Consider the following 24,159-nt stretch of genomic DNA (forward strand, 5'->3'; position numbering starts at 1 on the left):
CCGTGCGGAAGCGTACGCATTCTTTGAAAATCCATAGGCGACATGCTACGGCTACCTTACAATTCGAGAGATTGTTGGGAGTGACCGCCGATGATGGCTGCCGGCAAACAAGTCACGATCGTGATGATCGAGGATGACGAAGGCCATGCGCGCCTGATCGAGAAGAATGTGCGTCGCGCCGGCGTCAGCAACCAGATCATGCCCTTTACCGACGGCAATAGCGCGCTCGATTTCCTGCTTGGCAAGGACCGAAGCGGCGACGCCAGTATCGACCGCTATCTCCTGATCCTGCTAGATCTCAACCTGCCCGACATGTCGGGCATCGACATCCTGGAGAAGGTCAAGTCGAACCAGCATACGAAGCGGCTGCCGGTCATTATCTTGACCACGACCGACGATGAGCGGGAGATTCAGCGTTGCTATGATCTGGGGGCCAATGTCTACATCACCAAGCCGGTGGATTATGAGAATTTCGCTCACGCGACCCGCCAGCTCGGGCTGTTCTTTTCCGTTATGCAGATTCCCTGACGGCCTCGATGGCTAGGACGCTTCTTTATATCGACGACGATGACGCGCTCGTGCGGCTTGCCGAGAAAACGCTTGGCCGTGCAGGGTTCGACGTCGAGCATGCCCACGACCCCCAGGCCGGGCTGTCGCGTCTTGAGCGCGGCGGCATCGACGCGATTATCCTCGACCATTATATGACAGGCTCGACGGGTCTCGATCTGTTGCACATCCTGAAAGAGCGGCATGTCGACATTCCCGTCGTCTATGTTACCGGCTCCAGCGAAGCAACGATTGCCGTGGAGGCATTGAAAGCAGGGGCTGCGGATTATGTCATCAAGACGGTCGGGGACGATTTCTGGCAACTGCTCGCCAATGCCATAGAACAGGCGCTGGAAAATGCCGAATTGCGGGCGGCGCAGATACGCGCTGAAAATGAGATCAGGGCCGGCAAGGAACGCGCCGAAATCCTGCTTGCGGAAGTCAATCATCGCGTCGCCAACAGCCTGTCCCTGGTCGCGGGGCTCATCCGCTTGCAGGCAGGCAGCCATGCGGACGAGGCGGTCAAGGCAGCACTCAGCGAAACCCAGGCGCGCATTTCCGCCATCGCCAGCATGCACCGCAGCCTCTATACCAATGACGATGTCCGCCATGTCGAAATGGACCGCTATATCAGCACGCTCGCCAACGAACTTGCAGAATCCATGGCCAAGGACAAGCGCAAGTCCAATATCGTCTGTATGCTCGATCCGATGTCGCTCGCATCCGATCGCGCCGTCTCGGTGGGCATGATCGTTACCGAACTTCTGACCAACGCGATCAAATATGCCTATGCCGATGACGAAGATGGCGAAATTCGTGTGGAATTGACGCGCATCTCGCCGGAAAAGGCGCTGCTCGCAGTCGAGGACGATGGGGTGGGCTTTGATCCCGAAGGTCCGATCCAGGGAACGGGGCTTGGGTCGCGCGTCGTGGCCTCGATGGCGAAAACCATTGGCAGCGGCATACGCTATGTGTCCCGCATGCAGGGCACCCGTGCCGAGGTCACGCTCGACCTCTGATGACTGTGCAGCAACAAAGAAGAAGCCGGCCTGTCTTGCAAGCCGGCTTGGAGATGGTGCTGCAGTATGGCTTGGCTCAGCCGACGAAGGTGCGCGTTGTCACGGCGAGCGAATCGGAATCCGGCCCGTAATCGGCCTCTCCCTCGACATTCAGAAGTTCGGCAAGTCGCGTACGTGCCCGGTTGACGCGGCTCTTGATCGTGCCGATGGCGCATTGGCAAATTTCTGCCGCCTCCTCGTAGGAGAAGCCGGATGCGCCGATCAAGATGATGGCCTCGCGCTGGTCGTCCGGCAGTTTTTCCAGCGCTACTTTGAAATCCTGCAGATCAAGCGCGCCGTATTGGCCCGGATTGGTTGCGAGCTGCTCGGTATAGTAACCTTCCGAATCCTGGATCTCACGGCCGGCCTTGCGCACCTGACTGTAAAACTCGTTGCGCAGAATGGTGAATAGCCAGGCCTTCATATTGGTGCCTGGCTCGAACGAACTTTTCTTGGCCCAGGCTTTCATGATCGTGTCCTGCACCAGGTCGTCGGCACGGTCATGCCGGCCGGTGAGCGAAACGCCGAACGCGCGCAAGCTGCCGAGACAGCCCAGCAGCGCTCGCTTGAAATCCTTGTCGGTCTCGGTTTCGACCTCGGCCGCCATTATTCAGTCTCCTTGACCCTTGCCGCGTCCATCGCTGCTCGTTCCGCCTCATCCAGACGTTCGAGCAAGTCCAGGAAGCGATCGGGGATCGCCTGCTCCTGCAAAGAATCGTAGTACTCCTTCAGCTTTCTGGGAATTTCGCCAAATGGTCCGGGTAGACCATGACCCTCCATTCTATCTGATTGATTATTTTTCATTGGGTATCGTGCTCGCATGGTTTGCGGGTTGGTTTGATCCAGACGCCAAAACGCTGTTTATGCGGGAAAAGTTCCGGCATTGTGAAACAAATTTTTCAAGTCTTTCAAGCTGGCTATGGCGAAATCGACAAGCAGCCGAGCACCTTCTGGAACCTGGGCCGTTCTCGTGCATTTCCATCGCAAGAGTTGGAAAGGAGAATATCATGCTTTACTATGCGCTTCTGTTCCTGGTGGTTGCGATTGTTGCCGGTGTACTTGGGTTCTCCGGCCTCGCCGGCACGTCGGCGGGTATCGCTCAGGTCTTGTTTTTCCTGTTCCTGGCATTCCTGGTCATCTCCTTGATCATCCGGGCAATTCGCAGCGTCTGACGACGTGCGTCCGACAAAGGCAGACCGGGCTGAAAGGTCCGGTCTTGCCGTTCGAGACTGCGATCTAAGTGCCGGAATTTCGGGTTTCATTTAAAATCAAATTTTTTTGTAAACCCATGGAACCAGATCGCGTGACGAGAGTTTTAGAGTTGCAAGAACGGATTCCCCTCGTCTGTTTTTGCTTCGCGGCGCCTCATCCGCCCCTTCACCCCCCGAAGGCGCCCATCAAGGAGAGAACCCTTCCCTTCCGCCGGAACGGTTCTCTCCTTTCTATTTTCTGCACTTCCGTTTCCGCATCTTCTCCGCCATGTCAGCGCACGAAAAAACATTCGTCCGCGGAACAACGTCTGTGGGATTCGCATTTAGCAACCGAATGCGGCAACCGCTGCCTTGCAAGGGCCGGGAGACAGTCGAGCGCCGACAAGGTGAGGCGGATGAGGACAGCATGGCAACCATACTCATCATCGTTCTTATCCTTCTGCTGATCGGCGCGCTCCCGACATGGCCGCATTCCCGCAACTGGAGCTACGGCCCTACGGGGCTCATAGGCACTATCCTGCTCATCGCCGTTATTCTGATGTTGATGCGGGTGATCTGATGCTGACAAAAACAAGGAGATAGACCATGGCAACCATGTCCAAAATCCTGTCCGACAAGGAGACGGCGCCGTCCGTCGAGGATCTTGAAGCCCAGATCACCGAATTGCGCCGGGAGATCGCGTCACTCACCAAGAATATCGCTGCCTTCGGTCAGGCCAAGGCGGACGAATATCGCTCCGGCATCGAGGGCATCGCGTCGGACGCCGTGCAGGCCTCGCTCAATGCACTGCACAGCGCGCGCGACGAGGCCGCGTCCCTGGAAGAGAGCTTTGAGGAGCATGTTCGCGCCCGCCCTTTGCAATCGATCGGGATCGCGCTCGGCGTGGGCTTCCTCGCCGCTCTTTTGACACGGCGGTGAGCATGGCGGCACTGTTCCAAGCCTTGGCGCTCAGACTGCAGGACTCCGGCGAACGCGCAATGCTGACGGTGATCACGTATTTCGTCGCCGCATTGCTGTTCATCCTTGCCATCGCAGCCTTCATCTATGCGGCAGCAGTCGCTCTGACGGAGGCTTATGGCCCGGTCGTGGCAGGGGTTGTCATCGGTGTCGTCGCGGCCCTGTTGGGCCTGATGACCATTGCTTGGCTGTCTTTGCGCAAGCGCAGCCTGCGCCGCAAGATGCAGCTTCGCCGGCTTGCCGCCCAGCCGTCGCTGGCCGACACCGCCGCCACGGCATTGCCGATCATGCTGCAAAAGAATCCGCTCGGCGTTCTCATCGTCGCTGCGGCGGCGGGTTTCCTGTTGCAGCGCTCGACGCAGCATCGAAAATGATGGAATCTTACTGCAATGAGTCTGGGATGGAGAGAGTGCCATGTTTGAAAAGCTCAGAAGCGATAGGGTCGCCTCCATTTTGCGGAACCCGGAACTGTCTCGCCGTGACCGCATCCAAAAGCTGATGAGGCTGCGTGAGGATGCCCGCGCGGAGCAGCGGCTTGCCTCGGAGGGCGGCATGATCGAGGACGATGGGTTGAATTCCAATTTGCGCGATATCGAGCTTGCTCTCGAACGGCTCGGCCTAGATCCTGCCATCGAGGAAGGCAAGGGTCCCGCGACGCTATGATGGTTTCCTGTAACCACCTGTGGTGTCGGCTTGTATCTTCGGGTCGCGCAAGCAAAAATCGTAAACAAATGGAACAATGAAATATCTGACGCGTTAGTATGGTTATCCGGCCAATTCGTCCGCTTGTATCTGGGGAGAAAATTCATGACGTTAACCGAGCGCGTGGCAGCACATCTTCCGTTTCTGCGTCGTTATTCCCGCGCAATAACCGGCTCACAGACTTCGGGCGATGCTTTCGTCGCCGCAACACTGGAAGCTTTGATCGCCGACATTTCGATATTTCCAAACGCGTCTTCCGACAGAGTGGCGCTTTACAAGCTGTTTGCACGGATTCTGAAATCGGCTTCGGTAGACGTCCCGCAGATCATCTCGCCCTACGCCTGGGAGAAGCGCGCGGTGTCGAACCTGGCTTCCGTGCCCACCCAGGCGCGACATGCTTTCCTGCTTGTATCGGTAGAGGGATTTTCGATGTCCGAGACGGCTGAGATCCTGTCCGTGAATGTCGACGAGGTGCGGCGGCTCATCGACGAGGCCACCAGGGAGATCGCCCGCCATATCTCGACCGAGATCATGATCATCGAGGACGAGCCGCTGATAGCGCTCGACATCGAGCATATCGTCCTTGATCTCGGCCATACCGTGAGTGGCATTGCGCGCACCCATTCCGAGGCGGTGGACCTCTATCGGCGGACCAGTCCCGGCATGATTCTGGCGGACATCCATCTCGCCGACGGCAGCTCGGGTATCGATGCGATCAATGATATCCTCAAAGTGGCGAGCATCCCGGTGATTTTCATCACCGCCTTTCCGGAAAGACTGTTGACCGGAGAGCGGGCCGAGCCGACCTTCCTGGTCACCAAACCCTATAATCCTGATATGCTCAAGGCGCTGATCAGCCAGGCCTTGTTCTTCAACGAGAGCGCCAAGACGTATCAGGCGCTGTCAGCCTGACACGGTCGTGACGCTATCAGATATCGCAATTGACGGCGGGATGTGTCCCGCCGCATGTTCGGGTGGGGCAAGCCGGACGCGATAGGCTGTTTTCGAGGTGGGTGCAGTGCAGCGATTTCTTTGGCACGCAAAAGACATGACGGAAAATGAGCTCAGTCCATTTTTCGTCGCTGCGCTTTTGGACATGAATGCCAGCCTGATTCTCCAAGATTCCGACGATAGCTACCTGATGGTGACGAGCCTGCCGGACCTTTGGCGGATCGACAATTTCTCGGAGCCGGCGGACCCGAATATTTTTGGCGACACGATCGCGCTCCAGCTTGCCGCGGCGAAAAACCGGGCGCGGCAATCCGGCCTTACCGAAATCATCGAGATCGAGCTGGATGAAGCCAGGATTTTTGAATTCCGCGTCCTCGCCTTCACCGGCCGGCTGAACCGCACGCAATTGATCACCACGATCATCGATCGCACCGAGGAGCGGCGCCGCGAAAAAATCCTGCAATCGCTGTTGCGCGATGTCAGCCATCGTTCGAAGAATCTGCTGGCGATCATCCAGAGCATCGCCACGCAGACCTCGCAATATACCGACACGATCGATGCCTATGTGCAAAAGCTGCGCGGACGGATTTTTTCCCTGTCGCGCTCGCAGGACCTTGTCACCGATTCCGGTTGGCGCGGCGCTTTCGTCCACGAATTGCTCGATCAGCAGGTTTCCGCCTATATTCCGAGCGGCCAGGATCTGATCGCCTTCGAGGGCGAGAATATCCTGCTGTCGCCCAATGTGACCATGCATCTCGGCTTGGCCTTCCACGAACTGCTGATCAATGCGATCAACTACGGCACGTTCCTCACCGCTGGCGATGTGATCCGGGTCGGCTGCTCGATTGCCGACGTGGACAGCATCAAGCATATCCGCGTGGACTGGAGGGAGCCGGTCAACCCGCGCTTCCGCAGCATTGAGGCCGGTGCCGACATCCCGGTCCGGCGGCTCGGCACGGCGATTCTCGAGCGGGTGGTCCCCGCATCGGTCAACGGCCGCGCCGAATACCAGATAGCACCGTTCGACGTGCGCTATAACCTGATGTTCCCGGCCGAGCTTCACAAAGCTGCATGATGGCCGGCGAAAATTCTCACGAGGGTAGCAATTCGCTTGTTTTCCCCGTTAGCCAGTAGCCGAACAGGCCGATCCATTCGTGGAAAGCCCTATCGATGTCGTCGAGGCGCTGGGCGGCGGTGTGATTGGGAAGGCGCCCACGCCCGGCAAGGGTCCGGAAATCGACCGGATAGGGCACGACCGGAAACTTTTGCGCGTTGAAGCAGGCCATCGCGCGCGGCATATGCCAGGCCGAGGTCACCAGAAGCCAGGTTTCGCCAGGTTTCGGCGACAGCGCCCTGGCGCTTTCCGCCGCGTTCTCGCAGGTGGTGCGGGATTTCTCGTCCATGCCGATGCGATCCGCGGCAATACCGACACCGGTGAGGAATTGCCTGGCAACCGTCGATTCAGACGGATCGGCCTGGCTGCCCGGCTGGCCGAAGCCACCGGACAGGAAGATGCGCGCAGTCGGGAAGCGATAAGCGAGCATCGCCGTCTCTGTCAGACGCTCGCCGGCATCGTTTATAGTCACCATCTTGCGGTCGGCCGTCAGGTGGATGTCAACGCCGCCACCGAGCATGATGATGCCGGTCGGCGGCGTGGTCAGATCGGGGATGGGATAGTGGTTTTCGAGCGGCGCCAGCGCCGGTGTTTCCACCCCGCCCCAGCCGCAGACAGCCAGCAGGACCACGGCCATTGCCGTCAGCCATCCGCCCAGGCGCCGTCGCCGGAAGATCGTCAGCACGATACCGAGCAGACCAAGGAGCAGCAGGAAATTCGACGGGATCACGAACTGCTCGGCGAACTTCGAAATGGCAAACACGATGACCTTCCCCTTCTGTGGCTCAAATTCTATGGCTCAAACCATTTCGGCGAGCAGTTCTTCCGTCGTCATCACCCGCCCGAAAACCTGGCCGATGATGCCGAGTGTCGCCTCATGCGAGGCCTGATCGAGACCGCCATTGGCGTCGCTGATGAAGGCGACCTTGTAATCGCGCATAAAGGCGCTGCGGGCAGTGGATTCGCAGCAGATATTGGTGACCGTGCCGATGATGATCACGGTGTCGACGCCGTTCGGTCCGCGGACATTGCGCAACGCGGTGTCCAACTGCGTGTTGTAAAAGGCGTCATAGCGGTGCTTGTCGACAATCGTCTCGCCCGCCAGGGGCCTTAGCGCATCGACCACCTCGACGCCGGGCGTGCCCTCGCGCATGCCGGCGGCTTTCAGCCGCGGGATATAGGTCGTCTCCAAGGGCGAGACGTCGAAGCGGTCGCTCAGCACATGCCGGGTGAAGAACACAGGCACGCCCTCCGCGCGGCAGCGGTCGAGAACGCGCCGCATCTCCGGCAGGCATTCCCGTGCCATCGGCACTTCCATGATCGCGCCTTCGTCGACGAAGTCGCGTTGCATGTCGATGACCAGGAGGGCGGCGCGGCCCTTGTCGAACCGCCAGGGAGCTTCGGTTGCCATATGCTTCTTTCAGGGAACCTCGTCGTCGCCGGCAGTGCCGCCTTCATTTTCGAGCGACTGCAAGCGCCGGGATTCGCTTTGCGTGAATTTCAGCCGGACGCCGATACCGCCGCCATTCTCGGCGATGAACTGCGCGCCGAAGCTCTCGAGCGCCGTTTGCAGTTTCTGGATGCTCGCGTCGTCGAGCTCGACAAGCTTGCGCTCGAAATCGGCAATGTCAGCGGCATCTACGCCCGAACGCTCTGCGAGCATATCGCAGGTGATCTCGGTAAGCGCCCTGGCGGCTCGGCACTGCGAATAGGTAATCATCACGCTCTCCTCAGTGCTCGCAGACATCGATCCATTCGGCTTTTGTCAGCACGGCGATGCGCTCGGGAGCAATCCTGACAGCCGCCTTGGTGCCACCCGCCGCCGGCACGACTTCGTCATATTCCCTCAGCGCCACGTCGCAATAGATCTTGAGCGGTTTTGCGAGCCCGAACGGGCAGACGCCGCCGACCGGATGCCCGGTTTCGTGTTCGACTTCGTCGAGGCCCAGCATGCGCGGTTTGGCGGAAAATTGCGTCTTGAACTTCTTGTTGTCGAGCCGCGACGTGCCCTTGGCAACGAGCAGCACGACCTCGTCGCCGATGCGGATTGCGAGCGTCTTGGCGATCTGGCCGGGTTCGACATTATGCCCGGCCGCCGCCTCTCCGACGGTGGCCGTCGAGACATCGAGTTCTATGACATGAAGATCAGGCGCATGTTCGGCGAAGAAGGCTTTGACGGATTGGACGCTCATGGATCACTGCCGGCAGGAAGGAATGCATCGGAAGATATAGTTTGCCCTATAGCCCAAATAACCGAATGCGCCAATCCATGAGACCGGCGCATTCATGCATAAGGCAGTATCGATCTTGAGATAGGGCTTCGTTAGAAAATACGGCTACCCGCAGCCTTTCGGCCAAAGTCGATATTCAGAAGAAGGGAGAATGCTGCCAAAGTGCAGGTGGCGAAAAGCGTTGCGCTCAGCCCGAGAACAATCATTGCTCATACCTCGCATGACGTCATAGTCATTTTGCCAGGTTGAGCTAGCGCGATTGACTTGTCCCTGGCTTACCGCGCGGTTCAGGAGGGTCTCGCAAAGAGGCTAATCAAAGTTTACCGACAAACTTTATTTATTGATTACGCTATGTTTCTACCCCCCGTTAACCTTCAGGCAAGGAATTAACCATAAACATGGGTATTACGCCGGAATGGGATTGGTGTGCCAATCCATAGGCATGATGCCGCTTCGTCGTCCCGGTATGCAAAGCCCGGAATTCACTGGAAATTTGGCCTCCAAGGCCCGGATTTGCCGCGCTGGCCGCTCTCTTGGCCGAGGGTGTGCGGCGCATGTCCGCCTGGAGTTGTGTGAGGGGCATGTCAGCCCGTCGGCTGGCGTCGTGCGTTTTGACGGGGATCGATTTTGGTAGAGGCGGCAGGACAGGCGGAAAAGGAGCGGCGCGATGGCGGTGGCCTCGCGAGCCGGCTGCGCTTTGCCGCTCTTGACGCCGAGCAGACCGCACTCGTCCGCGACAGCCGCAGCAAATTGCTGCCGCATGTGAAACTGGCGCTGCGCGACCTCTTCCAGCGCCTGCAGACCTTTCCCGACGCCGCCCGCAATTTTCAGAGCGAAGCCCAGATCGACCGCCTCTACGATCTCACCCAGTCGCACTGGGACGTGCTCACCGATGCCCGCTTCGACAGCCTCTATGCCGAGCGGGTCAAGGTTCTGTCCGATACCGAGAGCCGCATCGGCCTCGATCCGCGCTGGCACATCGCCGGCCATTCCGTGGTGCTCGAACATCTGGTGGCGGGGCTGCTTGACGAGTTCTGGCCGAACTCGATGTTCAGCACCGGCGGTCGCGTGCGTGAAAAGCTCACCGATCTCCTGCGTGCCTTGATCCGCGCGGTCATGGTCGATCTCGAAATTTCGACCTCGCTGCGCTTCAACGAAGTCCGCCTCAGTCATCAGCAGTCGTTGTCGGCAGCAGCCGACAAGCACAGAATCGAGACGCGCGCCATCCTCTCCCAGGTTGCTGAGCGCCTGACCGAAAAGGATTTCTCCACACCGGTCGCGCTGGATGTCCCCGAGGATTATCGCGATATCGCCGACAGCCTGACGGCGGCGCTGACTGAAATATCGACATCCCTCGCGTCGTCGAAAAGCAATACCGAGCGGTTAAGTCATGCCTCCGGCCGGATCGCTCTTTCCGCCGATACCCTTGCAAGCCGCAATAGCCAGTCGGCTGCGGCATTGGCCGGCATCGTCACGGAGATCGATGGTATTGCCGCCAAGGTGGGCATGACCGCCGCCAGCGCCCGTGGCGCTGAAACGGCTTCCGGCAAGGCGCGTGCGGCGGCAATCGACAGCGGCACCGTCGCCGGCCAGGCGATGAACGCCATGACCGATATCGAGAAGTCCGCCGAGAAGATCGGCCAGATCATTGGCGTGATTGACGAGATCGCCTTCCAGACCAATCTGCTGGCGCTCAATGCCGGTATCGAAGCCGCACGCGCCGGCGAGTCCGGTCGCGGCTTTGCCGTCGTCGCCCAGGAAGTCCGGGCACTGGCGCAGCGCTCTGCCGAGGCGGCACGCGAGATCAAGGACCTGGTGACCGGCACCAAGGTGCAGGTCGACAGCGGCGTCGCCATGGTGACGAAGACGCAGTCCGCCATCGGCGACATCGCCGAACAGGTCGCCGCCATCAACGACGCGGTCGCCGGCCTGGCCCGCGAGACGAAGGAAGCGGCCGACGGCGTGGCGATGGTGTCGAAATCGGCCGGTACGGTCGGCGACGATCTGATGCGTTGCGCGGAAGCCGCGCGCGAGACGCTGACGCAGTCCGGCGACATCAAGACGACAATCGATGAGCTTGGCGACATGATCCGCCGGTTCCGCCTCGAAAATTATCCTCAAAGACCGGCGCGGCCGGTGGACGCGGGCATTACGCCCTTGCCGTCCGCGGCAGTCGTCGCAGCCATTCCGCCGATGTTTGACGATATCTCCGGCGATGCCGTCCTGCCCAGGATGGTCGGAGGTGTCAGATGAGCGTGCGGAATGGACGGATGGCGATGGATCGCCTTCGGTTCGGAAGATGGCGGGGCGCCGATGAACTTCTTCATGCCGGTCCCCGGCAGACGATTGACAGGACGAACCTGGTCCCGAGGACCAGGCAATCAGGGATCATCATATGACTGGCAAATCAGCAGCAAAGAAATTGAGCCTGGAAAAGGTGCTGGACCTCAACGAGGCCCAGGCCCTTCACGGCAAGCTCATGGCCCTCAGGGGCAGCAATGTCAGCATCGATGCCTCGCCCGTCGAACGGGCCGGAGCGCTCTGCGTTCAGGTTCTGATGTCCGCGGCTAAAAGCTGGGAGGAAGAGCAGCACTCTTTCACCTTCTCCAAAATGTCTGACGCCATGGCGAAAACCATGCAGCTCATCGGCGTCAACTACGACCATCTGCTCGCAAAGGAGAGCAAATAATGAAGAAGAAAGTTCTGACAGTCGACGATTCCAGAACGATCCGGAACATGTTGCTGGTCACCCTCAACAATGCCGGTTTCGAAACGATCCAGGCCGAGGATGGCGTCGAGGGCCTTGAAGTCTTGGAACAGTGCAATCCGGACGTCATCGTCACCGACATCAACATGCCCCGTCTCGATGGCTTCGGCTTCATCGAAGGCGTGCGCCGAAATGATAAATACCGGGCGATTCCGATCCTTGTCCTGACGACCGAAAGTGATGCGGAAAAGAAGAATCGCGCCCGCCAGGCCGGCGCGACCGGTTGGATCGTCAAGCCGTTCGATCCTACCAAGCTTATCGATGCCATTGAGCGCGTAACCGCCTAACGGGAATTACTCCTATGGATATGAACGAAATCAAAGAGATCTTCTTCCAGGAGTGCGAGGAACAGCTCGCTGAACTGGAATCCGGTCTGCTCAAGATGAATGACGGCGAGACGGATTCGGAGACGGTCAATGCCGTGTTCCGGGCCGTTCATTCGATCAAGGGCGGCGCCGGCGCCTTCGGTCTTGACGATCTCGTGGCCTTTGCCCACGTGTTCGAGACGACTCTGGATTGCGTTCGTTCCAATAAGCTCGATCCGGGTCCGGATGTGATGAAGGTCATGCTGAAGTCGGCCGACGTGCTCGCCGACCTCACCAATGCCGCCCGTGACGGCGGCAAGGTCGACCCGAGCCGCACCACCGGCCTGGTCAAGGATCTCGAAGCGCTCGCCCGTGGCGAAGCGCCCTCTGGAGGTTCCGCCGAACCGGTTGCCAAGGCACCTGCTCCGAAGCCGGCGGCAGCTGCACCCGCCCCAAAGGCTGCCGCACCGGAGGCGACGCCGAAGCCGACCGACGATAGCGGTTTCCAGCCCGTTCCCTTCTCATTCGACGATTTCGGCGGCGATGAAGAGGCTGTAGGCGCACCGTCGTTCGAAGTCATCTTCAAGCCCCGCTCGGACCTCTATTCCAAGGGCAACGACGCAGCTCTCCTGCTGCGCGACCTGCGCCGCCTCGGCGACATGAGCATCCATTGCGACATGTCCGCACTGCCGTCGCTTACGGACATGGACCCGGAAGCAGCCTATTTCTCCTGGAAGATCCACATCGCCACGGAAAAGGGCGAGGACGGTATCCGCCAGGTCTTCGAATTCGCCGAATGGGATTGCGAACTCGAAATCCGCTCACTCGACGACGCACCGGACGCCCATGCGGGCAGCGACGAAGAGCTGCCGATGCAGCCGGTGCCGTTCGACCTGGCGATGCTCGACGAAGAGCCGATTATGGCGGTTGAGCAGGAAGAGAACCACGAGGAAGCCGCCTCGGCCCTGCTCGCCGCCACGGCTGCCCAGGAAGTCGCAGCCAGCGAGACAATCTCCGCCAAGGCCGCCACGCCGCGCGAAGCACCGGCGGAAAAGCGCGAAGCGGCTGCCGCCAAGGGTGGCGACGCTGGCGGCAACCCGACCATCCGCGTCGATCTCGACCGCGTCGACCGCCTTATCAATCTGGTGGGCGAACTTGTCATCAACCAGGCCATGCTGGCTCAGAGCGTCATCGAGAACGACCAGAGCGGTACCCAAGGCATCAATATGGGGCTCGACGAGCTGCAGCAGCTCACCCGCGAGATCCAGGATTCGGTCATGGCGATCCGCGCCCAGCCGGTGAAGCCTGTCTTCCAGCGCATGTCGCGTATCGTCCGCGAAGTCGCCGACATGGTCGGCAAGTCGGTCCGCCTGGTCACCGAAGGTGAAAACACCGAAGTCGACAAGACGGTCATCGACAAGCTTGCCGAGCCGCTGACCCACATGATCCGCAACGCCGTCGACCACGGTCTCGAATCGCCCGAAAAGCGCAAGGCGGCCGGCAAGAACCCGGAAGGCACGGTCAAGCTGACCGCCAAGCACCGTTCCGGCCGCATCGTCATCGAACTCTCCGACGACGGCGCCGGCATCAACCGCGAAAAGGTCAAGCAGAAGGCGATCGACAACGACCTCATCCCTGCCGACGCCAACCTGTCGGACGAGGAAATCGACAACATCATCTTCATGCCGGGCTTTTCGACAGCCGACAAGATCTCCGACGTGTCGGGCCGTGGCGTCGGCATGGACGTCGTCAAGCGTTCGATCCAGGCACTCGGCGGCCGCATCTCCATCCAGTCGCGCCCGGGCCATGGCTCCAGCTTCATCATGAGCCTGCCGCTGACGCTCGCCGTGCTCGATGGCATGGTGGTCACGGTCGCCAACCAGACACTGGTCGTGCCGCTGACGGCCATCGTCGAAACACTTCAGCCGGAGGCGTCGGCCATCCACTCCTTCGGCGCGTCGCAGAAACTGATCGCCATCCGCAACTCCTTCTGCCCGCTTGTCGATGTCGGCCGCATCCTCAACTACCGCGCCAATGCCGCCAATCCGGTGGATGGTGTCGCCCTTCTGGTCGAATCCGAAGGCGGCGGCCAGCGTGCGCTGATGGTCGATGCGATTCAGGGCCAGCGTCAGGTGGTTATTAAGAGTCTTGAGGCAAACTATACCCATGTGCCGGGCATCGCCGCGGCAACCATTCTCGGCGACGGGCGCGTGGCGCTCATCCTCGACGTGGACTCGGTGGTCGCCGCATCGCGGGGGCAGGGTTTGAAGATAGACGGCGCACTTGCAGCTGTTGGGTAAATAAAGCGTAGGAGTTGGAGCGAGCCGGCATGACGTACACCGCAAAATCCATATCGCAAGGCGGCCGCGAGCTTATCGCTTTCCGGATCGGCGAGCAGGAATTTACCGTGAATGTCATGGCTGTCCGCGAGATTCGCGGCTGGACGACGGCAACTCCCATGCCCCACTCGCCCAATTACATGATGGGCGTGATCAACCTCCGCGGCGTCGTGCTGCCGATCGTCGATCTCTCCGCGCGGTTGGGTATGAAGCCGGCCGCGCCGACCGCTCGGCATGTCATCATCGTCGTTCAGGTACGCGAGACCATGGTTGGCCTGCTGGTCGATGGCGTTTCCGATATTCTGACGATCACCGACGATAACGTCCAACCCGTACCGGAAGTCGCCTCCGACCTCGAAAAGTCGTTCGCGCGCGGCATCATTGCTCTTGAGAATCGCATGATCTGCCTTGTCGAGCTCGAGGCCATCTTCCCGCAAACCGAAAGTGAAGCTGCCTGATGAGCCTTGCCCTGGACCCGCGCCGCAGTCAGGAGGAAATCCTCGCCGGAGGAGAATTCCCGCTGACCCGCAAGGATCTCGCCGACATTGCTGCGATGATCTATTCCGACGCCGGCATCTACCTCAACGAGACGAAGGCCTCGCTCGTCTATTCGCGTCTCTCCAAGCATATCCGCCAGCTTGGCCTCAAGGATTTCCGCTCTTATTGCGATTTGGTTTCCTCGCAGGCGGGGGCAGCCGAACGCCGCGAGATGCTGTCTTTTCTCACCACCAACTTCACCCGCTTCTTCCGCGAGAACCATCACTTCGACCATCTGAGGACTGAAGTGCTGCCGGGTCTCGTATCCCGCGTCAAGGCCGGCGGCCGGGCTCGCATCTGGTCGGCGGCGTCATCGGACGGCCAGGAGCCTTATTCGATCGCTCTGACCGCGCTTTCCGTGCTGCCCAACATTGCCGACTACGATTTCAAGATCCTGGCGACCGACATCGACCCGAAGATCCTGGCCGCCGCCCGGCTCGGCGCCTATGACGAGGCCTCGCTGGAAACCGTCAGCCCGGCGATGCGCAAGCAATATTTCCAGCAGGTCGTCGTCGACGGCAAGCAAAAGTGGCAGGTCACCGACGCCGTCAAGCGGCTGATCACCTATAACGAGCTCAACCTGATGGCCAATTGGCCGTTCAAGGGCAAGTTCGACGTGATCTTCTGCCGCAACGTGGTGATCTATTTCGACGAGCCGACCCAGATGCGCATTTGGTCGCGTTTCTCGGAACTGCTGCCCGAGGGCGGTCATCTCTACATCGGTCATTCCGAGCGTGTATCGGGTGAAGCCAAGGCGCTGTTCGATAATACCGGCATCACCACCTACAAGTTCATCGGCAAGGCCGGCGGAAGGAGGACATGATGTCACCAGCGAGAGTTCTTGTGGTTGACGACTCCGCGACCATGCGGGGACTGATTTCTGCGGTGCTCAATTCCGATCCGGATGTCAGCGTCGTCGGTCAGGCGAGCGATGCCATGGAAGCGCGCGCCGCCATCAAGGAGCTCAACCCCGACGTCGTGACGCTCGACATCGAGATGCCGAACATGAACGGCCTCGAATTCCTCGAAAAGATCATGACGCTGCGGCCGATGCCGGTGATCATGGTCTCGTCGCTGACCCATCGCGGCGCCGAAGCCTCGATCTCCGCGTTGGAGATCGGCGCCTTCGATTGCATCGGCAAGCCGGCGCCGGGTGACTCGCGCCCGTTCCACGAACTGATCGAGAAGGTCAAGGCGGCAGCCAAGTCGAGCTATCGCCATCAGTACACACGCACGCCGCAGGCACAGCCGACGTCGCCAGCCAATGCGAATGTGGCTTCGGAGTATCGCGTCGGCCGAAAGATCGTCGCAATCGGCTCTTCGACGGGTGGCGTCGAGGCATTGATAGAAGTTCTTAAGAAGTTTCCGGTTAATTGCCCTCCGACCGTCATCACTCAGCATATGCCGCCGACATTCACCAAGAGTTTCGCGGAAAGGCTGAATCGACTTTGCGCACCCCAGGTCAATGAAGCGACCGACGGCGCAAGGCTCGAGATCGGTCGCATCTACCTGGCGCCCGGCGGGGAACGGCATATGGCCGTGGCCAATCCCCATGCTCCGACGATCCGGCTGATCGAAAAGCCGCCGGTCAACGGACATCGGCCGTCAGTGGATGTGTTGTTCGACTCTGTGGCCGAGCTCGCCGGTCGCAATGCCGTAGGAGTGATCCTCACCGGCATGGGGCGGGATGGGGCTACGGGTCTGTTGAAGATGCGTCACGCGGGCGCCCGCACCGTCGGGCAGAACGAGAAGACTTGCGTGGTGTACGGAATGCCCCGTGTGGCGTTCGAGATCGGCGCTGTGGAAACGCAGCTGCCTCTCGGCGGCATCGGAGAAGAAATATTGAAACTTACGGCCGCGCGTAAAGAAGGAAGTGACTAATGTCTATCGCTGAGAAGATCAAAGTCCTTATCGTGGACGACCAGGTAACGAGCCGCCTACTGTTGAGCGACGCCTTGACCCAGCTGGGCTTCAAGCAGATCACCTCGGCGGGCGACGGCGAGCAGGGCATGAAGATCATGGCCGAGCAGCCACACCACCTGGTGATCTCGGATTTCAACATGCCGAAGATGGATGGCATCAACTTCCTTCAGGCGGTTCGAGCCAACCCGACCACCAAAAAGGCGGCGTTCATCATCCTCACAGCACAGGGTGACCGGGCGCTGGTCCAGAAGGCCGCCAGTCTCGGCGCCAACAACGTGCTCGCCAAACCCTTCACCATCGACAAGATGAAGGCTGCTATCGAAGCCGTGTTCGGGTCGCTCAAATGAACACGGATGGCTTCCGCCGACAGCACGTTATCCAAGGCGAGTGGAAAGTTTCAAAGGATCCTGATGTCGTTTTGTCGACGGTTCTGGGCTCGTGCGTCGCGGCCTGTCTGCGCGACCCGACGGCCGGCATCGGTGGCATGAACCACTTTCTCCTGCCCGGCTCGGTTGAAGCCATGGCCCAGGGCGGCGATGTCTCGCGCTACGGCGTGCATCTCATGGAACTCTTGATCAATGGTCTGTTGAAACAGGGCGCCCGCCGCGACCGGCTGGAGGCCAAGATTTTCGGCGGCGCCAAGACGATCGCCTCCTTCTCCAATGTCGGCCAGCAGAACGCCGATTTCGCCACGCAGTTTCTACGCGACGAAGGCATCAAGCTCGTCGGTGGATCGACCGGCGGTGACGCCGGCCGCAAGTTGGAATTCTGGCCGGTCTCCGGCCGCGCCCGTCAATATGCGTTGAACGGCGCTGAAACGCAGCGCACCGTGCAACTGGAAACCCGCACCGTTTCCACGCCGAAGCCCGCCGAAAGTTCAATCGAGTTCTTCTGAGTTCAAAAAGGGTCAATCTTATGCAGTCCAGTCTCGCGTCGCACTTGACCCCAACCGAGGAGTCGCTTCCCGAAGTTCTGATGCGTGTGGTGTCCGAGCTGCATGATGTCGCCTATCTGATTGAACGCATCGAGCCGTTTCTGACCAATGCCGAAGGTGGCATACTCGACACCGCCGACCGCATGATGGTCATGCAGGGCATCGACCTGGCCGTTCAGAAGGCGCGCGGCCTTGCCGAATTCATCGACACGGTGACCGCGGCCATTCCCGAAGAGATTCTCGTCGACGTCACAACCGCGCTCAATCTGGTCAAGCTCGCCGACATGCAGAAGGCGCTGGCCGGCGGCCTGCGCCATGGCCATTCGCAACCCATCACCCGCGCCGTCGGCGATTTCGACCTGTTTTAATTAAAAAAGTCTGTTCGAAGAATTTGCCGCAGCCAAATTCTTCGGCGCAGTTAAAGCAAGCCAGTCTCTTCCTGCCTTTCATAGACTCTCCTCATTTTGAGTGGCATTGTCCAGGTCACGTCAGCCGACGCAACTGAAGGCAGGTATAGATGAGTCGGATCCGCGGCGGCACAGACTTCGAGCAGTGGCTCTATCGCCTGGATTCAGGACAAGAAGCCGCCTTGTCACCCGTCTTGACGATGAGAATGGCGCTGCGGGTGCTTCCAGGCCTCCGCGCCATGTCTGGCAAGCCGGACGGCAAGGATAGCTGGCGTGAGGGGCTGACGCGGTCCATCGCCCGCGCTTCATCCGCGCTGTGGCTTTCCTCGATCGATGCCGTGAATGCTTCGAGGCTTCGAAACATTGCCTTTGTTTCGTCTGCGAGGGCGGCCTCCATCGTCTCCGGTCTCCAGAACAAAGGCTTGCGTGATCACGGCGACACCTTCGCGCTTGCTCCCGCAGGCTCGGTCTATGCGGTCTACGCCATCAGTGACGCGACGACGGGTCGACCGGCAGGTGAAATCGCCTATACGGCGTGCTCGGCGCTTTCCGCAATTGTTGACCCTGCGCTGGCATCAGCGCGTCAGGCCGTCTTCTGGCAGGCGCTCGACGCCGACATTGGTCTGGTCGAGGCCGGAACTGCCGCACAGGCGCTTGCCATGGCGCCGGCCTGGGGGACGAATATCGACATCAAAACCGAACAGCCCGAATTGTCGGAGCTCATAGGAACGTTTCGCGGGTTGCCATCTGCGCGGCATAGGCGCTGGGACGCATGGGTCGACTGGTATGAGGAACGGCTTATGGGCCGACCGCCGGAAAATTGCAGCCTCGGCAAAGGCATCCCGAATCCAGCTCTGAGCTGAAAAACGAAAACCTTCGCGCAAGCTTGGCTGCGTAGGGTGCGAGCGGGGAATGATATGCCCCAGGCTTGGCTTTGCACAATCTTGCGAGAACAGAATGAATCTGTTGAATCAGCTCACGGCAATCCTGAAGAACCTGACCCAACTGGGAATGGGGCGCCTCATCGCGCTCGGCATCGTCGGCGCGGTCACGCTGTTGGTCATCCTGGTGGGCACTTACTACGTCAACCGGCCGGGCTACGAGACGCTCTATGTCGGTCTCGAAACCGCTGACCTCAACCAGATCAGCATCGCGCTCGCCGAGGACGGCGTCGACTTCAAGGTCGGCACCGACGGCACGTCGCTCCAGGTGCCTGTCGGCATGACGGGCAAAGCCCGCCTGATGCTTGCCCAGAAGGGGCTGCCGAGTTCGACCAATGCCGGCTATGAGCTGTTCGACAATGTCGGCTCGCTGGGGCTCACCTCCTTCATGCAGGAAGTCACCCGGGTCCGCGCGCTGGAAGGCGAAATCGCCCGCACCATCCAGACCATCGACGGCATCAGCTCCGCTCGCGTTCATATCGTCATGGCAGACCGCGGCTCCTTTCGCCAGCAGGAGCAGAAGCCGACCGCTTCGGTCATGATCCGGGCATCGCAGCAGACCGGCCGGCAGGCCGCAACCTCCATCCGACATCTCGTCGCGGCAGCAGTCCCGGGGCTCTCGGTCGATGACGTGACCATCCTCGATTCAGCCGGCCAGCTCCTGGCTTCCGGCGACGATCCATCCAACAGCGCGCTCAACCGCTCGCTGAGCGTCGAGCAGAACCTGCAGACCGAAATGGAAGGCAAGATCGACAATGCGCTGGCGCCGTTCCTCGGCATGGACAATTTCCGCACCTCGGTGACTGCCAAGCTCAATACAGACGCGCAGCAGACCCAGGAAACCACTTTCGATCCGGATTCCAAAGTCGAGCGCTCGGTACGCACGACCAAGGAAGACCAGAAATCGGAACAGCAGAACGCCGATCAGGCGACCACTGTCGAACAGAACGTGCCGCAGGGCAACCAGAGTACCACGACGGGTCCGAAGTCATCCGACTCCAACAATAAGAAGGAAGAGCAGACCAATTACGAGATCAACCAGAAGACTGTCGCCACGGTGCGCAACGGCTATACGATCGACAAGCTGTCGATCGCCGTCGTGCTGAACCGCGGCCGTGTCGAAAAGCTGATCGGCTCGCCCTTCGACCAGACCAAGTATGACGCCTTCCTGGCGCAGATGCAGGCGATCGTCTCGTCGGCCGTCGGCGTCGATGGCAAGCGCGGCGACGTGGTCAACGTCTCCTCTGTCAATTTCCTTGAAAATGAACTGCTTCAGGACACGGCATCATCAGGCGAATCCTTCATGGATGTCTTCATGCGCAACATGGGCAGCATGATCAATGCCGGCGCCTTCGTCCTGGTTGCTTTCCTGATCGTCTGGCTGGGCTTCCGGCCGCTTATCAAGGCTATCGGCGGACCTGAAATGGCCGCTGCCGGCATCGGTGCCCCGGCGACCCTGCCCACGGGCGAGACCGCCGGCCTCGAACTACCGGACTTCTCGCCGCCGATGGGCGGGCCTGGCTCGGCCCTCATGGAAGGTTTCGGTTCGGACTTCGGCTTCGACTCGACCGACGACCTTCTCTCCGGCGAGGACGATGGCAGCGGCATCGCCAAGCGCGTCAAGGAAGGCCCGGAACGCCGCCTCACGCGCATGGTCGAGATCAGCGAAGAGCGTGCTGCCAAGATCCTGCGCAAATGGGCGATCCCGGAAAAGGTCGGCTGATCCGCACAGTTTCAGAACAAGCAATGCTTGCGCCGGCGATCCATCGTCGGCGCAATGTATTTTTGATCGCAAGTATAATGAGCCAAGACGTAGCGAAATACTAAAAAAATACCGCTGTCAAAATAGGTATTAGATTTCTACCTTTTCGTTGGAGAACCGTGCACTCCTGTTACGGAGACTTGTTCGAACACCGTTCCGATCGATTTTGGATAATAATTATTTGTATTTCGCGACGAATCAGCACATTCCATCAATAGGTACCGGTTCGAACGACCAAACTAAGATTTCGCCACTCGTTGCGAACATTTGCCGGTCTATTGAGCAGAAGCGCCGTCTATTGGGTGATTTTGTGGCAAGCGCGAAACTGGACAGAGACATGCAGGAAGTGCCGGCAATCCCCCCGGCTGCGGCAGCCCGGCGCCCCTTATCGGCCGAGCAATTGATCGAGCGTCTCAGGGCGAGCGCTGAGGCGGCTGATGTCTCCGCCGGCTTGCGTGTCCTGGCGAACTATGTCGGTGCCGACGGCTATCTGCTGGCGCGCCACGAGCTCAATAGCGAGAATGGCCTCGACAACGTCATCTCGTCCGACTGGCCGTTCGATCTTGTCTGCAAGCGTGGTATCGAGCTGATCACGCAGCTTTCGCGCACGACCGAGCTCGACAAGTGCCTGTCGACGCTGCATCCGGCCTTTTCGATGCTGCCGGAAGAAAGCGAATTGCCGGCAGGCTCCAGCCGCGAATATTGCACAATCATCTTCAATTCCGGCCGCAACCGCTACGTCCTGATGTTTATCTGCCCGACGGATGTCATCCTGTCGCAGCAGCGTCTCAGGGAGACGGGGGTACTCGCGAGCTATTTCGCCAGCCTGCTCTTCCAGGATACGACGCGCACGTCGCGGGACATGGACCTGACCGATCGGGAGCTTGAATGCCTTTATTGGATCGCTGAGGGCAAGACCAGCGACGAAATTGCCACCATTATTGGTATTTCGAAAAATACGATCAACAATTACATCACCAGCGTGATGCGCAAGACCGCCACGAGGACGCGCTCGGAGGCGATCGCCTATGCGGTCCGCCACAATCTGGTTTAGCTGATGACTGAAAGCCGTGCCCGGGAATCCAAAAGCTTCGCTGAACCGACAAAGCGGCAGATGAAGGCTGTCAGCCGCTCGGATTTCTTTCCCCGCCTGGTGGCGATGCAGCGCTTCGCCCATGCGCGCAATTTTGCCGTCCTCAAGACCAACAATTCCGGTCTGCCGAGCCGCCGCAAGCTGACCTGCATCCTCGACAATTTCCCCAGCGACAGCGAAGTTGGCGCCTCTTCCATCCTCGACGTTTATGGCCCGACATTGCTCGAGCATCTCGAAGTCTCGTCGCTGCCGCTCTTATGGAATGGCAAGGAAGACACGCAGACGGCGGAGACGCCGGATTTCTCCGCCTTTGTCATGCGCCTGAAGAACCGGGTCCTGCCGGTCTGCGGTATCGCGCTGCCGGTCCGCCTGGGATCGATGGGCAACGGCTATACCGTGTTCGCCGCCAACTATCTCGATATCACCAGTGAGATCATCATCGACCTGCACGCCCGCAGCCATCAGATGATGATGGACCTGCTCGTGCTCGACGAGCGCCGTTCGGCGCCGGATGAGGTGCTCTCCAATCGCGAGATCGCCTGCTTGCAGCTCGCCGGTGACGGCCTGGTCAGCGAGGAGATCGCCGGCCAGCTCGGACTCTCGGTGCATACGGTGAACGCCTACCTCGCCTCAGCGACGGTGAAGCTCGATTCCGTCAACCGCATCCAGGCGATCGCCAAGGCGATCCGCCTCGGCTATATCGCCTGATCGCAGTTTTTAGCGCATGTCTCCCGAAAGTGGTCACCGGTTTCGGGAGACATGCAAAAAACAAAGAACTAAAGCGCCTGGAGCCGAATTTAAAAAACGCGACGCGCCTTAGTTGAGGCTGGCTATCGGTGGCGGCACGACGAAGCGCGCCTTCTGCAGGCTTTCGGCCAGGAAAGCGGTGTTGATGTCCTGGTCAGGGGAGGGGTCCTGGAAGGCGATGTGCGAGATTTCCAGGCCAGCGAGTTCGTCGGTCAGCGACAGCTTGGCGTAGATGCTGACGCCTTCAGGCTTGATCTCGAGGTCGAGCAGGATTTCCGGCTGGCTGTTCCAGTCGAGATGATAATCGCCGCCGACGCCGAAACGCACGGTTCCGGGCAGGAAATAGAGTTCCGCTGCCGATGAGACGAGATCGGCCAGATTCCCCCAGCGTTCATACCTGAGCAACGAGACGAGGTCGGCGGCATCGATCAGCCGCAACTCGGTGGCGATAGGGCGAAGCGCTTCCGCCACGATTTTCTCGCGCTCGGCAGAATAGGTGCATTTTTTCATTGCTATCCGTTGATCCGTCTCTTCGTGCTCTTCGATGCGTAGATCTTCTGCAGAAGTTCGGCGACCGCCTTGTAGAAGACCGACGGAATCACACTATCGATGGAGACTTGCGCAAACATGGAACGCGCAAGCGGTGGATCCTCGAAGACCGGGATCCCATTTTCTTCGGCAATGGAACGGATCTTGAGCGCGATCAGATCCTGGCCCTTGGCGATCACCACCGGTGCCGCATCCTCCTCGCGGACATAACGCAGCGCGACCGCGAAGTGCGTCGGGTTGGCGATGACCAGCGTGGCGCGCGGCACCGAGGCCATCATGCGCTTGCGGGCGAGGTCACGGGCGAATGAGCGCTGGCGCTGCTTGATGATGGGGTCGCCATCCATCTGCTTGCGCTCTTCCTTGACCTCTTCCTTGGTCATCTTCAGCTCGGTGAACCATTGATGATGGGTCCAGAAATAGTCGGTGATACCGACGACGCCCGACGCGATCAGCACGATCAGCAGGATTGTCCGGACGTCGGAACTCAGCTTGCTCATCAGAAAATAGGGGTCCGAGAACATTGCATCGAGCGACTTGAAGTACTCGGTCTTGAGCGTCAGCACGACCACCGTCCCGACAACCAACACCTTGACCAGTGACTTGCCGAACTCGACATAGCCTGGCAGGCCGAAGATGCGCTGGAAGCCGGAGACTGGATTGAGGCGCGAGAATTTCGGCGCGATACGCTCGAGCACCGGGCTCGGCAGGTTCTGTAACACCGAGGCGCCGACGCCGAAGGTCGCCATCAGGATGAAGGCAGGGGCCACGATCGCCGTCGATTCCCAGCCAAGACGCATGAACAGCGCCACGACATCAGGCCCGGTCTCGAAACGCCATTGGTCCGGCTTCTCGAACAGGCTCTTCAGCGTATCCCAGAGATGGGCAACGCCGGAGGGCAGGTAGAAAACGAGATAGATGTAAATGCCCAGCGTCGAGGCGAAGACTGTGATTTCGCGCGAGAAGGGCACATTGCCCTTCTCCGCCGCTTCCAGATAACGTTTCTGGGTAGGGGCTTCTGTTTTACTTTCTTTATCAGCACCGTCAGCCATGAGCGTCGGTCCTCACGTTAGAGCGTGCTCTCAGAC

31 protein-coding genes are annotated in these 24,159 nt (G+C 59.8%); 23 read left to right on the top strand and 8 right to left on the bottom strand.

Features of this window, described 5'->3' with window-relative positions; genetic code table 11:
• The first annotated feature begins 90 nt into the window (after nucleotides 1-90).
• A complete protein-coding gene (locus tag AC1DYF_RS15215) occupies nucleotides 91-528 on the top strand; it encodes a response regulator (protein WP_477877564.1) in 438 nt (145 codons plus the stop codon).
• Nucleotides 529-536: 8 nt separating this feature from the next.
• Nucleotides 537-1,565, top strand: coding sequence for a sensor histidine kinase (locus AC1DYF_RS15220; RefSeq protein WP_477877565.1), 1,029 nt, complete (start codon nucleotides 537-539; stop codon nucleotides 1,563-1,565).
• Nucleotides 1,566-1,641: 76 nt separating this feature from the next.
• On the opposite strand, the gene AC1DYF_RS15225 is transcribed toward AC1DYF_RS15220, so the two are convergent.
• Both AC1DYF_RS15225 and AC1DYF_RS15230 read right to left on the bottom strand, forming a co-directional pair.
• The gene (locus AC1DYF_RS15225; protein ID WP_477877566.1) at nucleotides 1,642-2,211 is read right to left on the bottom strand and encodes an RNA polymerase sigma factor; all 570 of its coding nucleotides are present in this window, start codon (nucleotides 2,209-2,211) and stop codon (nucleotides 1,642-1,644) included.
• Nucleotides 2,211-2,426 carry a NepR family anti-sigma factor gene (locus AC1DYF_RS15230; RefSeq protein ID WP_477877567.1) on the bottom strand — a complete coding sequence of 72 codons (216 nt, stop codon included), beginning with the start codon at nucleotides 2,424-2,426 and terminating at the stop codon, nucleotides 2,211-2,213. The genes AC1DYF_RS15225 and AC1DYF_RS15230 overlap by 1 nt, the downstream gene beginning before the upstream one ends.
• A 185-nt stretch (nucleotides 2,427-2,611) precedes the next feature.
• On the opposite strand from AC1DYF_RS15230, the gene AC1DYF_RS15235 reads away from it, so the two are divergent.
• The 7 genes from AC1DYF_RS15235 (at nucleotide 2,612) to AC1DYF_RS15265 (ending at nucleotide 6,500) form a co-directional block, all read left to right on the top strand.
• Nucleotides 2,612-2,776, top strand: a complete 165-nt coding sequence (locus AC1DYF_RS15235; protein ID WP_477877568.1) for a DUF1328 domain-containing protein — start codon at nucleotides 2,612-2,614, stop codon at nucleotides 2,774-2,776.
• A 445-nt stretch (nucleotides 2,777-3,221) separates the two neighbouring features.
• Entirely contained in the window at nucleotides 3,222-3,374 is a 153-nt protein-coding gene (locus AC1DYF_RS15240) for a DUF3309 domain-containing protein (RefSeq protein ID WP_477877569.1), read from the top strand.
• A gap of 26 nt (nucleotides 3,375-3,400) precedes the next feature.
• Nucleotides 3,401-3,733, top strand: coding sequence for an ElaB/YgaM/YqjD family protein (locus AC1DYF_RS15245; RefSeq protein ID WP_477877570.1), 333 nt, complete (start codon nucleotides 3,401-3,403; stop codon nucleotides 3,731-3,733).
• Nucleotides 3,734-3,735: 2 nt separating this feature from the next.
• Nucleotides 3,736-4,146: a hypothetical protein gene (locus tag AC1DYF_RS15250; RefSeq protein WP_477877571.1), complete on the top strand. Its 411-nt coding sequence runs from the start codon at nucleotides 3,736-3,738 to the stop codon at nucleotides 4,144-4,146.
• A gap of 40 nt (nucleotides 4,147-4,186) precedes the next feature.
• A complete protein-coding gene (locus tag AC1DYF_RS15255; protein WP_477877572.1) occupies nucleotides 4,187-4,435 on the top strand; it encodes a hypothetical protein in 249 nt (82 codons plus the stop codon).
• Between the two features lie 144 nt (nucleotides 4,436-4,579).
• Nucleotides 4,580-5,386, top strand: a complete 807-nt coding sequence (locus AC1DYF_RS15260) for a response regulator (protein ID WP_477877573.1) — start codon at nucleotides 4,580-4,582, stop codon at nucleotides 5,384-5,386.
• Between the two features lie 136 nt (nucleotides 5,387-5,522).
• Nucleotides 5,523-6,500: a sensor histidine kinase gene (locus AC1DYF_RS15265; protein WP_477877574.1), complete on the top strand. Its 978-nt coding sequence runs from the start codon at nucleotides 5,523-5,525 to the stop codon at nucleotides 6,498-6,500.
• Between the two features lie 16 nt (nucleotides 6,501-6,516).
• Here the strand turns inward: AC1DYF_RS15265 and AC1DYF_RS15270 are convergent, their stop codons facing one another.
• Genes AC1DYF_RS15270 through AC1DYF_RS15285 form a run of 4 tightly spaced genes read right to left on the bottom strand, consistent with a single transcriptional unit; the run spans nucleotide 6,517 to nucleotide 8,731 of the window.
• Complete coding sequence (locus tag AC1DYF_RS15270; RefSeq protein ID WP_477877575.1) at nucleotides 6,517-7,302, bottom strand: YdcF family protein; 786 nt, start codon at nucleotides 7,300-7,302, stop codon at nucleotides 6,517-6,519.
• Nucleotides 7,303-7,338: 36 nt separating this feature from the next.
• Nucleotides 7,339-7,950, bottom strand: a complete 612-nt coding sequence (locus tag AC1DYF_RS15275) for an isochorismatase family protein (RefSeq protein WP_477877576.1) — start codon at nucleotides 7,948-7,950, stop codon at nucleotides 7,339-7,341.
• 9 nt (nucleotides 7,951-7,959) lie between these two features.
• Entirely contained in the window at nucleotides 7,960-8,259 is a 300-nt protein-coding gene (locus tag AC1DYF_RS15280; protein ID WP_477877577.1) for a helix-turn-helix domain-containing protein, read from the bottom strand.
• A 10-nt stretch (nucleotides 8,260-8,269) separates the two neighbouring features.
• Nucleotides 8,270-8,731, bottom strand: coding sequence for a YbaK/EbsC family protein (locus AC1DYF_RS15285; protein ID WP_477877578.1), 462 nt, complete (start codon nucleotides 8,729-8,731; stop codon nucleotides 8,270-8,272).
• 663 nt (nucleotides 8,732-9,394) lie between these two features.
• Between AC1DYF_RS15285 and AC1DYF_RS15290 the strand changes: the two genes are divergently transcribed.
• From AC1DYF_RS15290 to visR, 14 genes are all read left to right on the top strand, one after another.
• The gene (locus tag AC1DYF_RS15290; protein ID WP_477877625.1) at nucleotides 9,395-11,023 is read left to right on the top strand and encodes a methyl-accepting chemotaxis protein; all 1,629 of its coding nucleotides are present in this window, start codon (nucleotides 9,395-9,397) and stop codon (nucleotides 11,021-11,023) included.
• Nucleotides 11,024-11,165: 142 nt separating this feature from the next.
• Nucleotides 11,166-11,459 carry an STAS domain-containing protein gene (locus tag AC1DYF_RS15295; protein WP_477877579.1) on the top strand — a complete coding sequence of 98 codons (294 nt, stop codon included), beginning with the start codon at nucleotides 11,166-11,168 and terminating at the stop codon, nucleotides 11,457-11,459.
• Nucleotides 11,459-11,824, top strand: coding sequence for a chemotaxis response regulator CheY1 (gene cheY1, locus AC1DYF_RS15300; protein ID WP_477877580.1), 366 nt, complete (start codon nucleotides 11,459-11,461; stop codon nucleotides 11,822-11,824). Before AC1DYF_RS15295 ends, cheY1 begins: the two co-directional genes overlap by 1 nt.
• A gap of 14 nt (nucleotides 11,825-11,838) precedes the next feature.
• Nucleotides 11,839-14,142, top strand: a complete 2,304-nt coding sequence (locus tag AC1DYF_RS15305; RefSeq protein ID WP_477877581.1) for a chemotaxis protein CheA — start codon at nucleotides 11,839-11,841, stop codon at nucleotides 14,140-14,142.
• Between the two features lie 29 nt (nucleotides 14,143-14,171).
• Nucleotides 14,172-14,639 (top strand): chemotaxis protein CheW, encoded by a 468-nt coding sequence (locus AC1DYF_RS15310; protein WP_477877582.1) that lies wholly within the window; start codon nucleotides 14,172-14,174, stop codon nucleotides 14,637-14,639.
• Nucleotides 14,639-15,541, top strand: coding sequence for a protein-glutamate O-methyltransferase (locus AC1DYF_RS15315; protein WP_477877583.1), 903 nt, complete (start codon nucleotides 14,639-14,641; stop codon nucleotides 15,539-15,541). Before AC1DYF_RS15310 ends, AC1DYF_RS15315 begins: the two co-directional genes overlap by 1 nt.
• Nucleotides 15,538-16,599, top strand: a complete 1,062-nt coding sequence (locus AC1DYF_RS15320; protein ID WP_477877584.1) for a protein-glutamate methylesterase/protein-glutamine glutaminase — start codon at nucleotides 15,538-15,540, stop codon at nucleotides 16,597-16,599. Before AC1DYF_RS15315 ends, AC1DYF_RS15320 begins: the two co-directional genes overlap by 4 nt.
• A complete protein-coding gene (locus tag AC1DYF_RS15325; RefSeq protein ID WP_477877585.1) occupies nucleotides 16,599-16,988 on the top strand; it encodes a response regulator in 390 nt (129 codons plus the stop codon). The genes AC1DYF_RS15320 and AC1DYF_RS15325 overlap by 1 nt, the downstream gene beginning before the upstream one ends.
• Entirely contained in the window at nucleotides 16,985-17,536 is a 552-nt protein-coding gene (gene cheD, locus AC1DYF_RS15330) for a chemoreceptor glutamine deamidase CheD (protein WP_477877586.1), read from the top strand. The genes AC1DYF_RS15325 and cheD overlap by 4 nt, the downstream gene beginning before the upstream one ends.
• A 20-nt stretch (nucleotides 17,537-17,556) precedes the next feature.
• Entirely contained in the window at nucleotides 17,557-17,943 is a 387-nt protein-coding gene (gene cheT, locus AC1DYF_RS15335; RefSeq protein ID WP_477877587.1) for a chemotaxis protein CheT, read from the top strand.
• Between the two features lie 149 nt (nucleotides 17,944-18,092).
• Entirely contained in the window at nucleotides 18,093-18,845 is a 753-nt protein-coding gene (locus AC1DYF_RS15340) for a hypothetical protein (RefSeq protein WP_477877588.1), read from the top strand.
• 94 nt (nucleotides 18,846-18,939) lie between these two features.
• A complete protein-coding gene (gene fliF / locus AC1DYF_RS15345) occupies nucleotides 18,940-20,646 on the top strand; it encodes a flagellar basal-body MS-ring/collar protein FliF (RefSeq protein WP_477877589.1) in 1,707 nt (568 codons plus the stop codon).
• 376 nt (nucleotides 20,647-21,022) lie between these two features.
• Nucleotides 21,023-21,739 carry a transcriptional regulator VisN gene (gene visN, locus AC1DYF_RS15350; protein ID WP_477877590.1) on the top strand — a complete coding sequence of 239 codons (717 nt, stop codon included), beginning with the start codon at nucleotides 21,023-21,025 and terminating at the stop codon, nucleotides 21,737-21,739.
• Nucleotides 21,740-21,742: 3 nt separating this feature from the next.
• Nucleotides 21,743-22,486 (top strand): transcriptional regulator VisR, encoded by a 744-nt coding sequence (visR, locus tag AC1DYF_RS15355; protein WP_477877591.1) that lies wholly within the window; start codon nucleotides 21,743-21,745, stop codon nucleotides 22,484-22,486.
• 108 nt (nucleotides 22,487-22,594) lie between these two features.
• Here the strand turns inward: visR and AC1DYF_RS15360 are convergent, their stop codons facing one another.
• Complete coding sequence (locus AC1DYF_RS15360; RefSeq protein WP_477877592.1) at nucleotides 22,595-23,035, bottom strand: hypothetical protein; 441 nt, start codon at nucleotides 23,033-23,035, stop codon at nucleotides 22,595-22,597.
• Nucleotides 23,036-23,037: 2 nt separating this feature from the next.
• Complete coding sequence (gene flhB / locus AC1DYF_RS15365; protein ID WP_477877593.1) at nucleotides 23,038-24,123, bottom strand: flagellar biosynthesis protein FlhB; 1,086 nt, start codon at nucleotides 24,121-24,123, stop codon at nucleotides 23,038-23,040.
• Nucleotides 24,124-24,159 lie beyond the last annotated feature (36 nt).

The sequence above is a fragment of the Rhizobium sp. P2_G9 genome, assembly GCF_056403475.1.

Coding starts and splice junctions, on each gene's coding strand:
- AC1DYF_RS15215 (WP_477877564.1), top strand. CDS start 91: ATGATGGCTGCCGGCAAACAAGTCACGATCGTGATGATCGAGGATGAC.
- AC1DYF_RS15220 (WP_477877565.1), top strand. CDS start 537: ATGGCTAGGACGCTTCTTTATATCGACGACGATGACGCGCTCGTGCGG.
- AC1DYF_RS15225 (WP_477877566.1), bottom strand. CDS start 2,211: ATGGCGGCCGAGGTCGAAACCGAGACCGACAAGGATTTCAAGCGAGCG.
- AC1DYF_RS15230 (WP_477877567.1), bottom strand. CDS start 2,426: ATGCGAGCACGATACCCAATGAAAAATAATCAATCAGATAGAATGGAG.
- AC1DYF_RS15235 (WP_477877568.1), top strand. CDS start 2,612: ATGCTTTACTATGCGCTTCTGTTCCTGGTGGTTGCGATTGTTGCCGGT.
- AC1DYF_RS15240 (WP_477877569.1), top strand. CDS start 3,222: ATGGCAACCATACTCATCATCGTTCTTATCCTTCTGCTGATCGGCGCG.
- AC1DYF_RS15245 (WP_477877570.1), top strand. CDS start 3,401: ATGGCAACCATGTCCAAAATCCTGTCCGACAAGGAGACGGCGCCGTCC.
- AC1DYF_RS15250 (WP_477877571.1), top strand. CDS start 3,736: ATGGCGGCACTGTTCCAAGCCTTGGCGCTCAGACTGCAGGACTCCGGC.
- AC1DYF_RS15255 (WP_477877572.1), top strand. CDS start 4,187: ATGTTTGAAAAGCTCAGAAGCGATAGGGTCGCCTCCATTTTGCGGAAC.
- AC1DYF_RS15260 (WP_477877573.1), top strand. CDS start 4,580: ATGACGTTAACCGAGCGCGTGGCAGCACATCTTCCGTTTCTGCGTCGT.
- AC1DYF_RS15265 (WP_477877574.1), top strand. CDS start 5,523: ATGACGGAAAATGAGCTCAGTCCATTTTTCGTCGCTGCGCTTTTGGAC.
- AC1DYF_RS15275 (WP_477877576.1), bottom strand. CDS start 7,950: ATGGCAACCGAAGCTCCCTGGCGGTTCGACAAGGGCCGCGCCGCCCTC.
- AC1DYF_RS15280 (WP_477877577.1), bottom strand. CDS start 8,259: ATGATTACCTATTCGCAGTGCCGAGCCGCCAGGGCGCTTACCGAGATC.
- AC1DYF_RS15285 (WP_477877578.1), bottom strand. CDS start 8,731: ATGAGCGTCCAATCCGTCAAAGCCTTCTTCGCCGAACATGCGCCTGAT.
- AC1DYF_RS15295 (WP_477877579.1), top strand. CDS start 11,166: ATGACTGGCAAATCAGCAGCAAAGAAATTGAGCCTGGAAAAGGTGCTG.
- cheY1 (WP_477877580.1), top strand. CDS start 11,459: ATGAAGAAGAAAGTTCTGACAGTCGACGATTCCAGAACGATCCGGAAC.
- AC1DYF_RS15305 (WP_477877581.1), top strand. CDS start 11,839: ATGGATATGAACGAAATCAAAGAGATCTTCTTCCAGGAGTGCGAGGAA.
- AC1DYF_RS15310 (WP_477877582.1), top strand. CDS start 14,172: ATGACGTACACCGCAAAATCCATATCGCAAGGCGGCCGCGAGCTTATC.
- AC1DYF_RS15315 (WP_477877583.1), top strand. CDS start 14,639: ATGAGCCTTGCCCTGGACCCGCGCCGCAGTCAGGAGGAAATCCTCGCC.
- AC1DYF_RS15320 (WP_477877584.1), top strand. CDS start 15,538: ATGATGTCACCAGCGAGAGTTCTTGTGGTTGACGACTCCGCGACCATG.
- AC1DYF_RS15325 (WP_477877585.1), top strand. CDS start 16,599: ATGTCTATCGCTGAGAAGATCAAAGTCCTTATCGTGGACGACCAGGTA.
- cheD (WP_477877586.1), top strand. CDS start 16,985: ATGAACACGGATGGCTTCCGCCGACAGCACGTTATCCAAGGCGAGTGG.
- cheT (WP_477877587.1), top strand. CDS start 17,557: ATGCAGTCCAGTCTCGCGTCGCACTTGACCCCAACCGAGGAGTCGCTT.
- AC1DYF_RS15340 (WP_477877588.1), top strand. CDS start 18,093: ATGAGTCGGATCCGCGGCGGCACAGACTTCGAGCAGTGGCTCTATCGC.
- fliF (WP_477877589.1), top strand. CDS start 18,940: ATGAATCTGTTGAATCAGCTCACGGCAATCCTGAAGAACCTGACCCAA.
- visN (WP_477877590.1), top strand. CDS start 21,023: ATGCAGGAAGTGCCGGCAATCCCCCCGGCTGCGGCAGCCCGGCGCCCC.
- visR (WP_477877591.1), top strand. CDS start 21,743: ATGACTGAAAGCCGTGCCCGGGAATCCAAAAGCTTCGCTGAACCGACA.
- AC1DYF_RS15360 (WP_477877592.1), bottom strand. CDS start 23,035: ATGAAAAAATGCACCTATTCTGCCGAGCGCGAGAAAATCGTGGCGGAA.
- flhB (WP_477877593.1), bottom strand. CDS start 24,123: ATGGCTGACGGTGCTGATAAAGAAAGTAAAACAGAAGCCCCTACCCAG.